Origin of the sequence: Pseudomonas sp. (assembly GCF_049300855.1) — a bacterium.
Lineage (GTDB): Bacteria > Pseudomonadota > Gammaproteobacteria > Pseudomonadales > Pseudomonadaceae > Aquipseudomonas.
The window spans coordinates 20,563-33,166 of record NZ_JBAQKH010000023.1 but is presented as its reverse complement, the minus strand read 5'-3'; the positions used below and the strand labels follow the sequence as shown (position 1 = coordinate 33,166).

Sequence of the window (12,604 nt, the reverse complement as noted above, 5' to 3'; positions counted from 1 at the left end):
TAGCCAATGATGTCTGGCCTCCAAAATAAGCAGAAGGGATAAGCATGGCGCTTACTGACCAGTCCACCCGTATCCGCTCTGGCGAAGAACTCGATGCCAGCCTGATCGATCCGTACCTCAAGGCGCACATTCCGGGCCTCAGCGGCACACCTGCGATCAGCCAGTTCCCCGGCGGTGCGTCGAACCTGACCTACCTGCTGGAATACCCGGAACAGGAGTTCGTCCTGCGCCGTCCGCCGTTCGGCCACAAGGCCAAATCCGCCCACGACATGGGCCGCGAATTCCGCATTCTCAATCAATTGCGCGACGGCTTCCCCTATTGCCCGAAAGCCTACGTGCACTGCACCGACGAATCGGTGATCGGCGCCGAGTTCTACGTGATGGAACGGGTCAAGGGCATCATCCTGCGCTCGGAACTGCCGCCGGAACTGGGCCTCGATTCGGCAAAAACCGAAGCGCTGTGCAAGAGCTTCATCGACCGTTTCGTCGAGCTGCACCGCGTCGACTACAACGCCTGCGGCCTCGGCGATCTGGGCAAACCGCAAGGCTACGTTGCCCGCCAGATCAAAGGCTGGAGCGAGCGCTACGAAAAAGCCCTGACCCCCGATGCGCCACACTGGGAAAAGGTCAAAGCCTGGCTCAACGACAAAATGCCGGCCGACCACCCGACGTCGAGCATCGTCCACAACGACTATCGCTTCGACAATGTCATCCTCGACCCGCACAACCCGATGCAGATCATCGGCGTGCTCGACTGGGAACTGACCACCCTCGGCGATCCATTGATGGACCTGGGCAACACCCTCGCCTATTGGATTCAGGCCGACGACCCGGCGCCGGTGCAACTGATGCGCCGCCAGCCGAGCCACGCGCCAGGCATGCTCAGCCGCCGCGAGTTCGTCGATTATTACGCCGAGCGTTCAGGCATCCAGATCGACAATTTCGACTTCTACTACACCTACGGCCTGTTCCGTCTGGCCGGCATCGTGCAGCAGATCTACTACCGCTTCTATCACGGCCAGACCCAGGACAAACGCTTCGCGCAGTTCATTCACATGAACAAACTGCTGGAGCAGATGAGCTTGCAGGTCATTGCGAAATCGAGCCTCTGACGGCCCACACCAAGGAACCCCTATGTCCAAGACTCAGTTGTTCGACCTCGACGGCAAAATCGCTTTCGTTTCCGGCGCCAGCCGTGGCATCGGCGAAGCCATCGCCAAACTGCTGGCCCAGCAAGGCGCCCACGTCATCGTCTCGAGCCGCAAACTCGACGGCTGCCAGCACGTCGCCGACGCGATCATCGCCGCCGGCGGCAAGGCAACAGCCGTGGCCTGCCACATTGGTGAGATGGAGCAGATTGCCCAGGTATTCGCCGGGATCAAGGAACAGTTCGGCCGCCTCGACATTCTTGTCAACAACGCCGCGACCAACCCACAGTTCTGCAACGTGCTGGACACCGATCTGAGCGCGTTCCAGAAGACCGTCGACGTGAACATTCGCGGTTACTTCTTCATGTCGGTCGAAGCCGGCAAGCTGATGCGCGAAAACGGTGGCGGCAGCATCATCAACGTCGCGTCGATCAACGGTATATCGCCGGGGATCTTCCAAGGCATCTACTCGGTGACCAAAGCGGCGGTGATCAACATGACCAAAGTCTTCGCCAAGGAATGCGCGCAATTCGGCATTCGCTGCAACGCCCTGCTGCCGGGCCTGACCGACACCAAGTTCGCCTCGGCGCTGGTGAAGAACGATGCGATCCTCAAGCAAGCACTGACGCAGATCCCGCTCAAGCGTGTGGCGGATCCGAGTGAGATGGCCGGTGCGGTGTTGTACCTGGCGAGCGATGCGTCGAGCTACACCACCGGCGTTGCGCTGAATGTGGACGGTGGTTTCCTGTCCTGATTTTTCAAGGCAAATGATTACCCTGCGGGAGCGAGCTTGCTCGCGAAGGCGTCGTGTCAGTTGATATTCATTTAAATGACACACCGCATTCGCGAGCAAGCTCGCTCCCACAGGGGATGTTTGTCAGGCAATGACTTTCGGTAGTTGCCAGCCGAAATGCACCGAGAGCAAACGCAGGATCAAACACGCGGCCCCGGCCAACAGCGCTGCCGCCACCGGCGAAACACCCAGCCTGCGCGCGATGATCAACACCGCCGCACCGACAAAAGCCGAACTAGCATACAAATCCGCCTGCAACACCAGTGGTATCCGCGCCAGCACAATGTCGCGAATCACCCCGCCGCCAACACCCGTGATCGTGCCCATCAACATCGCCACAAATGGCGTGATGCCGAAATTCAACGCCTTCTGCGCACCCGCCACGGCGAACAACGCCAACCCCGCCGCATCCAGCACAATCAACGTCGAACCGGACCAGCCCAGCACTTGCTCATGGCAGACAAACGCCAGCCCGCCCATGAAAAACGCCAACGCCGGATAGCGCCAATCCGCCACCGCATTAGGCGGCGTGGCTCCGATCAACAGGTCACGGGTCACCCCGCCGCCGAGCGCGACGATAAACGCAATCACCATCACCCCGAGCAAGTCGAGCTGACTGCGCATCGCCGCAATCGCACCCTCGACAGCAAACACCGCCGTGCCGGCCAGGTCGGCCACCAGCACAATCCGCTCAACCCGGGACTGACGCCCCGCCGGCGCTATTGCGTGACGCAACGGGTGGTCGTGATGTGGCGAGTGACCTGCCCGTCGACGTACACATCACCGGCGACTTCAGTATTTTCAAGCACCTGACACGTGCGCTCCGGCGGTGGCGGCGGCGCTACCGGCGGAGGGGGTGGAGGACTGGCGCAGCCAGCCAGCAACACGGCAAAAACAGCCAACGGCAACACGCGTTTCCCAAGATTGTTCATAGGACGACCCGCGACAAATGGAAGAGCCACTCCCGCGACCGAACCGACCACGGAAGACCTGACCACTCATTCTTTATAGACGAGTGCCCTGCAAGCGCCAGTGAATTGGCCGGATCGAAGGGTGATAGCTGTCGATTTTGCGTTGCCAGTCAGGCCGCCATCGCTGGCAAGCCAGCTCCCACAGGGTTTGAGTCCCTCTGGCAGAGATGGGTCGGCTGTCAGGCCGCCTTCGCGAGCAAGCTCGCTCCCACAGAAAAGCAAAAGCAAACCGCATCCGCTTCTCACCACTCAACAGGATGAGCGTTAGCTCGGCTGCAGCTCTTGATCTTAAAGCCCGTCGGCAGGCTTCGTTCCGGGATTGATCCGGGGGTGGGAGCGCAGCGACCGTTTGGCGCAGCCAAACACAGCGAGAGGAGGTGCAGCGAAGCAAACCGTAGGCGCTGCGCCCGGATCAATCCCGGAGCGAAGGAACCCGAGCCACAGCGAGGGCCGAACGTCAGGGCAAAGCCTTTTTGGTTACTTTTTCGGCGTCTGGAAAAAGTGACCCGCCGTAAGGGCGGAACCGTAATCCGCAACACCCTAAAAACGGATATACACCCAACCCCAAACCCAAACACTAAACCAAATCCGGATCCCGAGAAGAACGCAAAGAATTGCTCTCAAGCTCATACCGCAACTCGTCAATCAACGCCTCAACCGACTCCGCCGTACGCAACGCATCCAGCTTCAGCCCACTGATCACCAGATCCACCTGCCCCGACCCCGGGTGATAAAGCTTCACTGTCAGCGAATGATCACCATCCACCAGACACTCACACGCCAGCGGCGAAAAACTACGCTCAAGCTGCGCGCGCAACTGCGCAAGATTCATCATTGCGGCTGTTCCTTTAACAACTTCGAAGGGACGCGACCACAAACCTCAAAAGGCTCGCACCGCACCCCACCAGACTAAGAACAGTCACCCGGCATCAACACATCAAATTGCACCATACGCACTAGTGCATTTGCACCCCTATCGCTGCCCCTTGCCCTCGGCGCCACCGGAAAACAAACCGCGCTCCCGCGCCCAGACAATCGCCTCACTGCGGCTGTGCACATCAAGCTTGGAATACACCGTCGCGACATGATTACGCACCGTGTTCGGCGCCAGTTTCAGCCGCGCCGCGATCTCCTTGTCCGCCAGCCCTTCGCAGATCAACCCCAGCACATCACGCTCGCGCGCCGTCAGATCGGTGAACGACACGCTGGGCAATTGCGGCGAATTGACCTTCTTCACATTGGCCAGTTTCTCGATCAGCGTGCGACTGAACCAGGAAGCATCCTTCATCACCTCTTCAATCGCCGCCACCAGCTCAAGCTCAGTGCGCTTGCGCTCGGTGATGTCCATCAACACCAGCAAATAACACGGCATGTCCTGAATATTCACGGTGTCGGCGGACAATGCGCACTCCAGCACATCGCCGTCCTTCCTGCGCATCTGCACGTCAACCCGATCAACCCGCCCGCTGTGTTCCAGGGCCGTCAGTAACCGTGCACGTGCCCCTTTGTCACTGACGAAGTCCAGCTGCGTCACGGTCTTGCCGAGCACGTCTTCGCTGTCATAGGCCAGGGTTTCGAGGAACGCCTGATTGACGTCAATCACCTGCTGTTCGTCGGCACTGCAAATCAGGATCGGCACCGGCGTCAGGCGGAACGCCTTGGCGAAACGCTCCTCACTCTGGCGCAACGCCACCTCGGCCTTGTGCCGCAGCTCCATGTCGACGAAGGAAAACAGCATGCAATCCTCGTCGTTGAGCGTCAGCGGCTGGCCGGCGACGATCACTTGCTTGCTACTGCCATCGGGCAGGCGCAATTCGGCCTGCATCTGCGGGATGGTCGCCACGTCGCGCAGGCGCTGAATCGCCAGATCGCGGTGTTCGGCCTGCTCGAAAATGTCGATTTCATAAGAGGACGTGCCAATCACTTGCTCACGGGTGTACCCGGTCATGTCCAGAAACCCCGAATTGACCTTGATATAACGCAGATCACTGAGCCGGCAGATCACCGCCGGTGCCGGGTTGGCGTTGAACGTCCTTTCGAAACGCTGCTCAGCGTTGGCCCAGTCGGTGACGTCGCTCATGATCAGCACCAACGACTCGGGCTGCCCTTCGCGATCGGTGAGAATCATGCTGCGCACGCTGTGCACCCAGATGCGCTCGGGGTCGTCGCTCGGCGACACTTCAATCAGCACGTCATTGAAACTCTCACAACGCGCTACCCGGCTGATCGGGTAGTTTTCGGCGCTGATCGAGTGATTGTTGCGATAGCGCAGGTTGAATTTCCTGGCGTATTCGTCGGCATTGTGGCCCAGATCGGTGATCCGCTTGACACCGTGCATGGCCATAGCGGCTTCGTTGGCCCAGAGAATGCTCTGATCCAGCTCCAGCAAAATCACCCCGTCGGACAGCCCGGCGATGATCTGCTGCAACTGGCGGCGGTTGGTTTCGGTGGTCAGGACTTCCTGGCTCATTGGATCTCCACAAGTGATACGCCCATGTGAAGAGTACGACCTCACGCGCTTGCGATCGTGCCAGCGTTAAATTCTTGCAACAACCTAAATCCCCTGTGGGAGCGAGCTTGCTCGCGAATGCGCTACTTCATTCAAATCATTTTTCGACTGTCACTATGCCTTCGCGAGCAAGCTCGCTCCCACAGGATTCAGTGTTGGCTTGGGTGCTCGATAAGTTCACGCAGGGTGTCGAGAAACAGCTTGAGCACTGGCGAAGCATCATCCGCCCGATAAGTGGCATACAACGGCACTTCCGGCAGCGCCGGAGTCAGGCGGCGGAACACCAACCCCGCCGGCGCCAATTGCTCGATGGACGCCGGCAACAGCGCCACGCCAAACCCGGCCCGCACCAGACTCAGCAAGGTCTGCACTTCAATCACTTGCTGGCGAATCTGCGGGGTGAACCCGGCCTGAATGCAGCACTGATAAAGAAAATTGGCGAACCGCGACTGCTTCAACTCCAGCGCCACAAACGGCTCCTGCGCCAGATCCGCCGGGGCCAGCACCGCACGGCCAGCCAATGGATGATCCGCCGGCATCACCACGTGTATCGGTTCGTAGATCAGCAGTTCATTGCGCAACAACGGATCGTCATAACCCACGCGAAACACGCAGGCATCAATACGCTTCTCCTTTAACGCCTTGACCTGTGCCGCCGGGGTCATCTCATGCAAGCGCCAATTGACTTGCGGATAACGCTCGCGAAACAGGTGCAAGGCCTTGGGAAGCACACCGACCATCACCGAACTGATCATGCCGATTTCCAGCTCACCCAACTGACCGCGCCCGGTCTGCCGCGTCAGGTCCAGCGCCCGCTCGAGTTGCTCGAACACCAGCGGTGCCTGCTCCTTGAGCATCTGCCCCGCTGCAGTCAGCTCAACCCGATGATGGCTGCGCTCGAACAGCGGCGTGCCCAGTTCCTCCTCCAGCAAACGAATCTGCTGGCTCAGCGGTGGCTGGCAGATGTGCAGGCGTTCGGCAGCGCGACCGAAATGCAACTCATCGGCCAACGCCATGAAGTAGCGGAGCAGACGCAAGTCCATGGCGGCTTACCCCAGACTCAGCGGTGTCGAACGCTGGCGCAGACCGGTCAGCGCGAACAGCGCGTTGGCGATGGCCGGCACCACCGACGGGCTGCCCAATTCGCCGACGCCACCGGGTTTGCTCGGCTCACCGTCGAGCACGAGGATGTCGGTGGCCGGCATGTCGGACATGCGCGTGACGCGATAGTCGTGGAAATTGCTCTGCACCACCCGCCCCTGTTTGATGTCGAGGCGGTCGAACAAGGCGTGACCGAAGCCCCACATCAAGCCGCCGTAAATCTGCTCTTCAACACCCCCCGGCGACACCGCCAAACCGCAATCGACCACACAGGTGAGCTTCTCGACTGTCGGCTTGCCGTCGACCGTCGTCACGCGCGCGACCACGGCGATGAAACTGGTGTAACCCTGATTGGTCGCGATCCCCAGTGCCGTGCCCGGTGGTAACGGCTGACCCCATCCGGCGCGCTCGGCAGCCTTTTTGAGCACGGCTACATGGCGTGGCCGCTCCTGCATATTGGCGAGTCGGAACGCCAATGGATCTGCACCGGCCGCATGCGCCAGTTCATCCATGAAGCTCTCGACGGCAAACACGTTGGGAATAAAACTCACCGAACGATACCAACCGCTCGGCACGTTGCTTTCGTGCCTGACCCAGTTGAGTTCCAGATGCGGCGGACGGTAGGCGAAGTCCCACGCGGTGATCGCTTCGGTGGTGCTGTAATCCATCTTGTCCGGGCGTTCGAAATAGCCCGGCTCCCACTGTTCCGGCGAGGCCGGCGACACCGCGTGCAGTTGCAGCGCGCTGAGATTGCCTTGGGCATCCAGCGCGCCTTTGACCCGGTGCAAGGTCGCCGGGTGATTGAACAGCGCGTGCATTTCATCTTCGCGGCTGTTGAGCAATTTCACCGGCACGCCGGTTTTCTGCGCCAGATACGCGACCTCGAACAACCAGTATTTGGCCTCCCGCGCACCGAAACTGCCGCCCGACACCAACTCATGAATGGTCACGTTGGCCTTGTCGATGCCGCACACGGTTTGCGCCGCTTCCAGCGCCGAGGACGGCACCTGCACGCCGCCCCAATAAGTGATTGCCTTGTCCTTGACCTGCGCGGTGATGCAGATCGGTTCCAGCGGGTTTTGCACTTTGTAGGGCATGGTGTAATCGGCTTCGATCAGCTTCGCCGCGCCCGCCCATTGCCCGGCGACATCACCTTGGGTCATGGCTTTGACGGTTTGTGCTTTTGGATCGCCGATGGCTCTGGCTTGAGCGCTGAATAACTGCTCGCTGTCGAACCCGGCCAGCGCTGAATCGCTCCATTTGATCTCCAGCACCTTGCGGCCCTGCTGCGCTGCCCAGAACGTATCCGCCAGCACTGCAACGCCTTCCAGATTGCCGCCGAGCACATCGGGACGTCCCGGAATCGCCAGCACTTTGCGCACCCCCGGCACCTGTAAAGCCGCCGCCGAATCGACACTGAGCACTTTCGCTCCCACCATCGGCGCACGCTGAATCACCGCCACCAGCATGTCCGGCAATTGCACGTCGATGCTGTACTTGAAGCGCCCACACACCTTGGCCGCCGCATCACGTTTGTGGCGCAGTTTGCCGATGTATTTGAATTGCGCCTGGTCCTTCAGCGTGACGTTGGTCGGCGCTGGCAGATTCGCCGCGACGCCGACCAGTTCGCCATAGCCGAGGCTGCGTTTGCTGGCGCTGTGAACCACTCGACCTTCCTCGGTGGTGCAACTGTCGGGACTGACTTTCCACTGCTTCGCCGCTGCCGTGATCAACAGCGCCCGCGCTGTGGCACCGGCCATGCGCAAGCGGTCGTATTCGAGGGAAACGCTGGTGCTGCCGCCAGTGGAAAACACCTTCCAGACCGGGTGAATGTAGGTCTCGAAAAACGGATCTTCCGGGGTGATGACCTGCACGGTCATCGGGTTGACGTCCAACTCCTCCGCCACGCACGCGGCCAGTGCGGTTTGTGTGCCGGTGCCGGAGTCGTGCTTGTGCACCACCAGTTTCACCGTGCCGTCGGGGAAGATCCGCACCCAGGCATTCGGTTCGAACTCGTTGGCCGGCACCGGGGCTTTTGGATCAGCCGCCAGGCCGCCCGGCAGATACAGGGCAATCGCCAGGCCTGAAGCTACCGTCGCTGCCTGCTTGAGAAAAACCCGGCGCGGCAGTTCGAGGCGGGTATCGTCGATAAGGCTCATCAGGCCTCCTTCGGCGCATTCGCCGCACGTTTGATCGCTTTGTTGATGCGTCCGTAAGTGCCGCAGCGGCAGATATTCCCGGACATGGCATTGCGGATCGAATCGTCGGTCACTGCCGCGCCGGTGTTGAGCAACGCGGCGGCGGACATGATCTGCCCGGATTGACAGTAGCCGCATTGCGGCACATCTTCGGCGACCCAGGCCAGTTGCAGCGGATGGTTTTGCGTTGGCGACAAGCCTTCGATGGTGGTGATGCTGTGGCCCGCGACGGCGGCCGCCGGCAATTGGCAGGAACGCACCGCGACGCCATCCAGGTGCACGGTGCAGGCACCGCACAGGCCCATGCCGCAACCGAACTTGGTGCCGGTGAGTTTCAGTTGATCACGCAGTACCCATAACAAGGGCATGGAGGAGGACGCTTCATCCAGCTCGCGTCGTTCGCCGTTAACCGTGAATGCAATCATTGTCAGGCTCCAAAAGAGCGGCCCGTCTTTGTGCGGGCCTGGTGACAGATTATTGGAACCCTGAGCAACACGCGGCCAGCGACGATTTCTGCCAACCGCTGTAAGCAGGACTAACAACATGTACAAGCGATACCCGTCAGTGCAGTCCATGAGCGCGTTTATCCACGCGGCGCGCAGCGGCAGTTTCTCCAGTGCCGCGCGCAAACTTGATCTGACCCACAGTGCGATCAGCCAGCAGATCCGCGCGCTGGAAGATTTCATCGGCCAGCCACTGTTCGTGCGTGAAGGCGGCGGCAGCAACCTGACCGATGCCGGGCAGTTGTTTGCCAGCGTGTTGTCGGATGGTCTGGCGCAGATCGATCGGGCGATCTCCTCGGTGAAAAACCGCAGCGTGGCGCAACGCCTGACGCTGGATGTCGACAGCGAACTGGCACAGAGCTGGCTCAATCCGCGCTTGCCGCAGTTGCTCGATGGGCTGCCGGATTACGAGGTGACATTGCTGTCGATGCCACGCAGTGATCGCAGCACATTCGAGCGGGTCGATCTGGCATTGCGTTATGGCTATGGCGATTGGGATGACTGCGAGATGACGCAGATTTGTGGCGATCGGGTGTTGGCCGTGGCTGCGCCTGAACTGCTGGCGCGGCACGGATTGCAGGTGCCGTTGAGCCCGGCGCAGATTCTGCAATTGCCGTTGTTGGGGTATACGCGGCGGTCGTGGATTCCGTGGCTGGATGCGGCCGGAATGACGCCGACCGAACCGCCGGCGCGGGTAATTTTTGATAATGCGGCGAATTTGATTGCTGCCGCCGAGGCCGGCGTTGGCGCGGGGTTGGTGCGTGGATTACTGGCGGCTGATGCGTTGCGCAGTGGGCGGTTGGTGGTGTTGAACGAGGCGCAGATTGCCGCGCATTACAACCTGTATGCGGTGTGGCCGCATGGGCAGGCTGAGCGTGTGGCGCCGGTGGTTGAAATCATCAGGCAGTTGGCTTTGTGTACGCTTGAAATCCAGCCCTCACCCTAACCCTCTCCCAGAGGTAGAGGGGACCGATCGGGGAATATTGAAGAGTTACACCGACTTGAGAGATCAGCTGCGAATCCATAATCGACTCGGTTTCTCAGGTCGATATCTCATACAAGACACCTCCGTAGGCCCCCTCTCCCTTCGGGAGAGGGCTGGGGTGAGGGGCTCTTGATCCTGCACCCACATGTCAACCACAGTCCATATCGAACAAGTATCACCACCGCGCCCAATTAATATTGTACGAACCCAACCCCGCCTTCCAATACTCGCCCTCAGCAACCACCCACCCGGGCCGGATGCGAACAGGCGAGGGAATGCGCGTGTCTTGCGCATAGAAACGGCCGATTGCCCGGGACGTGGATGCCGAGAGCCGCAAGGCTCCCTTCCCCGCTATCAGGAGATCGACTGCAATGATCATCGATATCAGCTGCTATCCCACGGATCTCGTGGACCTCGCCTGGAGGCATGACGGTGACCCGTTCACCGGCGAGCGTCTGCTGGAGATGATGGATGGCCCGTACATGGTCAACGGCAAGCCTCGCCGCATTGACAAAGCCTTCATCCAGCCGCCGCAGGGCAACACGATTTACACCTGGACCGACGGCGATCTGAGCGGCCGCGAATCCATCGACGCCTACATGGCCTACACCCTGAAAATGGTCCAGACCTACCCGGATCGCTTCATCGGCTGCTTCGTCTACAACCCGCGCTGCGGCGTGGAAAACGGCGTCGAGGCGATCGAGCGCTACGTCAAGGAACACGGTTTCGGCATGGTGCAGATGCAGGCCAACATGCACGCCTACCGTCCTGACCGTGCACTCGACTGGGTGCGCCCATGCTTCGAGAAATGCGCCGAACTGGGCATCCCGGTCAAGCTGCACACCGGCGACGGGCCGTACAGCATCCCGTCGGAATGGGTGCCGATGATCAAGGAATTCCCCAACGTCAATTTCATCATGGCCCACTTCGGCGTGCAGACCGGCGGCGTCTATGTGTTCGAACCGATGCAATGGGCGATGGAATTGCCCAACGTCTACTGCGAATCCGGCTGGTGCCTGCAATCGCGCATCGTCGAGTTCGCCAAGGTCTTGCCGACGCACAAGATCCTCTTCGGCACCGACACGCCGCCGAACGAACCGGGCATGTGGCTGCGCCTGCTTGAGGTGCTCTGCCACGAGCCGCCACAAGGCCTGAACCTCGACGAGGACACGCTCGAAGACTATTTGGGCAACAACACCGCGCGGATGATCGGCCTCGAACCGACCCCGCCACCCCGTTCCGTTTCCGAAGCAGAGGCGCAACTCAAGCGCCCCGTCACCACTCAACTGGCCAGGAGCTGAACCGATGATCATCGACACCCATCTGCACCCAACAAATCTGGTCGACGAGGCCTGGCGCCACACCGGCGAACCGTTCACCGGCGAGCGCATGCTCAAGTTGATGGACGGCCCGTACATGATCAACGGCAAACCACGCCGCATCGACATGGGTTTCATCCAGCCGCCACCGGGCAACACCGGCTATCGCGACGGCAACCGCCGGGGCCGCGAAGGCGTGCGCGACTACATGTCGTACATTGCCGAACTGTGCATGAAGTACCCGGATCGCTTCATCGGCAACTTCAACTTCAACCCGCGCTGGGGACCGGAAAACGGTGCGGCGGAGCTGGAATTCCACATCAAGGAATACGGCTTCAAGATGCTCAAGCTGCACGCCAACATGCACGGCTATCGCCCGGATCGCGCACTCGACTGGCTACGCCCGGCGATGAAGGTCTGCGCCAAGTACAACATCGTCGTGCTGATCCACACCGGCGACGGCCCGTACACGATTCCGACGATGTTCTACCCGATCATCCGCGAGTTTCCGATGGTCAATTTCATCATCGGTCACTTCGGTATCCAGACCGGTGGCAACTACTCGTTCGAAGCGTTCTGGATGGCGATGGACACGCCGAATGTGTACTGCGAATCGGGCTGGTGCTTCCAGTCGCGGATCGTCGAATTCGCCAAGGAGCTGCCGCGCAACAAGATCGTGTTCGGCACGGATTCGCCGCCGAATGAACCGGGGATGTGGTTGAGGGAACTGGAGGTGTTGTGCTCACCGGCACCGCAGGGCCTGGGGATTGATGAGGATCATCTCGAGGATTACCTGGGCAACAACATCGCCCGGTTGTGCGGGATCGAACCGACGCCACCGCCGAAAGATCTGGTCGAGGCCGACATTCGCCTGACCACTACGTACCTGTAGCCATACACATAACCTGTGGGAGCGAGCTTGCTCGCGAATGCGGTGTGTCATTCAACAACGATGGTGACTGAATCAATGCCTTCGCGAGCAAGCTCGCTCCCACAGGGTTCGTTGCCAGGATTTAAAAGCACAGCGACTTTACAGGCACGAAGATGACCCGGCGTTCGCTCGTCCGGCAGGCCAAC

General features: G+C 60.4%; 11 protein-coding genes and 1 pseudogene. 5 read left to right on the top strand and 7 right to left on the bottom strand.

The annotated features are described in order from the left end of the window. Positions 1 to 44 precede the first annotated feature (44 nt). Positions 45 to 1,112 (top strand): phosphotransferase family protein, encoded by a 1,068-nt coding sequence (locus tag WA225_RS07920; protein ID WP_422607507.1) that lies wholly within the window; start codon positions 45 to 47, stop codon positions 1,110 to 1,112. A gap of 22 nt (positions 1,113 to 1,134) precedes the next feature. Further along, positions 1,135 to 1,902: an SDR family oxidoreductase gene (locus WA225_RS07915; RefSeq protein ID WP_016985259.1), complete on the top strand. Its 768-nt coding sequence runs from the start codon at positions 1,135 to 1,137 to the stop codon at positions 1,900 to 1,902. A 123-nt stretch (positions 1,903 to 2,025) separates the two neighbouring features. Here the strand turns inward: WA225_RS07915 and WA225_RS07910 are convergent, their stop codons facing one another. The 6 genes from WA225_RS07910 to WA225_RS07885 all read right to left on the bottom strand — a co-directional run bounded on the left by WA225_RS07910 (position 2,026) and on the right by WA225_RS07885 (position 9,145). Beyond that, a complete protein-coding gene (locus WA225_RS07910) occupies positions 2,026 to 2,676 on the bottom strand; it encodes a trimeric intracellular cation channel family protein (RefSeq protein WP_422607506.1) in 651 nt (216 codons plus the stop codon). 813 nt (positions 2,677 to 3,489) lie between these two features. Continuing rightward, positions 3,490 to 3,747, bottom strand: coding sequence for a DUF1652 domain-containing protein (locus tag WA225_RS07905; RefSeq protein ID WP_422607505.1), 258 nt, complete (start codon positions 3,745 to 3,747; stop codon positions 3,490 to 3,492). Positions 3,748 to 3,885: 138 nt separating this feature from the next. After that, the gene (locus WA225_RS07900) at positions 3,886 to 5,382 is read right to left on the bottom strand and encodes a helix-turn-helix transcriptional regulator (RefSeq protein ID WP_422607504.1); all 1,497 of its coding nucleotides are present in this window, start codon (positions 5,380 to 5,382) and stop codon (positions 3,886 to 3,888) included. Between the two features lie 188 nt (positions 5,383 to 5,570). Then, on the bottom strand, positions 5,571 to 6,464 hold the full coding sequence (locus WA225_RS07895) for a LysR substrate-binding domain-containing protein (RefSeq protein WP_422607503.1): 894 nt from the start codon (positions 6,462 to 6,464) through the stop codon (positions 5,571 to 5,573). A gap of 6 nt (positions 6,465 to 6,470) precedes the next feature. After that, positions 6,471 to 8,681, bottom strand: coding sequence for a molybdopterin cofactor-binding domain-containing protein (locus tag WA225_RS07890; protein WP_422607502.1), 2,211 nt, complete (start codon positions 8,679 to 8,681; stop codon positions 6,471 to 6,473). Then, positions 8,681 to 9,145, bottom strand: coding sequence for a (2Fe-2S)-binding protein (locus WA225_RS07885; RefSeq protein ID WP_064119992.1), 465 nt, complete (start codon positions 9,143 to 9,145; stop codon positions 8,681 to 8,683). The genes WA225_RS07890 and WA225_RS07885 overlap by 1 nt, the downstream gene beginning before the upstream one ends. Before the next feature lie 118 nt (positions 9,146 to 9,263). Between WA225_RS07885 and WA225_RS07880 the strand changes: the two genes are divergently transcribed. The 3 genes from WA225_RS07880 to WA225_RS07870 all read left to right on the top strand — a co-directional run bounded on the left by WA225_RS07880 (position 9,264) and on the right by WA225_RS07870 (position 12,419). After that, a complete protein-coding gene (locus WA225_RS07880; RefSeq protein ID WP_422607501.1) occupies positions 9,264 to 10,169 on the top strand; it encodes a LysR substrate-binding domain-containing protein in 906 nt (301 codons plus the stop codon). A gap of 410 nt (positions 10,170 to 10,579) precedes the next feature. Then, positions 10,580 to 11,509 (top strand): amidohydrolase family protein, encoded by a 930-nt coding sequence (locus tag WA225_RS07875; protein WP_116031241.1) that lies wholly within the window; start codon positions 10,580 to 10,582, stop codon positions 11,507 to 11,509. Between the two features lie 4 nt (positions 11,510 to 11,513). Next, on the top strand, positions 11,514 to 12,419 hold the full coding sequence (locus tag WA225_RS07870) for an amidohydrolase family protein (protein ID WP_034152486.1): 906 nt from the start codon (positions 11,514 to 11,516) through the stop codon (positions 12,417 to 12,419). 10 nt (positions 12,420 to 12,429) lie between these two features. On the opposite strand, the pseudogene WA225_RS07865 reads toward WA225_RS07870, so the two are convergent. Next, positions 12,430 to 12,540: pseudogene (locus WA225_RS07865) on the bottom strand (metal ABC transporter ATP-binding protein); the annotation flags it as partial. Between the last annotated feature and the right edge of the window lie 64 nt (positions 12,541 to 12,604).

Coding starts and splice junctions, on each gene's coding strand:
- WA225_RS07920 (WP_422607507.1), top strand. CDS start 45: ATGGCGCTTACTGACCAGTCCACCCGTATCCGCTCTGGCGAAGAACTC.
- WA225_RS07915 (WP_016985259.1), top strand. CDS start 1,135: ATGTCCAAGACTCAGTTGTTCGACCTCGACGGCAAAATCGCTTTCGTT.
- WA225_RS07905 (WP_422607505.1), bottom strand. CDS start 3,747: ATGATGAATCTTGCGCAGTTGCGCGCGCAGCTTGAGCGTAGTTTTTCG.
- WA225_RS07900 (WP_422607504.1), bottom strand. CDS start 5,382: ATGAGCCAGGAAGTCCTGACCACCGAAACCAACCGCCGCCAGTTGCAG.
- WA225_RS07895 (WP_422607503.1), bottom strand. CDS start 6,464: ATGGACTTGCGTCTGCTCCGCTACTTCATGGCGTTGGCCGATGAGTTG.
- WA225_RS07890 (WP_422607502.1), bottom strand. CDS start 8,681: ATGAGCCTTATCGACGATACCCGCCTCGAACTGCCGCGCCGGGTTTTT.
- WA225_RS07885 (WP_064119992.1), bottom strand. CDS start 9,145: ATGATTGCATTCACGGTTAACGGCGAACGACGCGAGCTGGATGAAGCG.
- WA225_RS07880 (WP_422607501.1), top strand. CDS start 9,264: ATGTACAAGCGATACCCGTCAGTGCAGTCCATGAGCGCGTTTATCCAC.
- WA225_RS07875 (WP_116031241.1), top strand. CDS start 10,580: ATGATCATCGATATCAGCTGCTATCCCACGGATCTCGTGGACCTCGCC.
- WA225_RS07870 (WP_034152486.1), top strand. CDS start 11,514: ATGATCATCGACACCCATCTGCACCCAACAAATCTGGTCGACGAGGCC.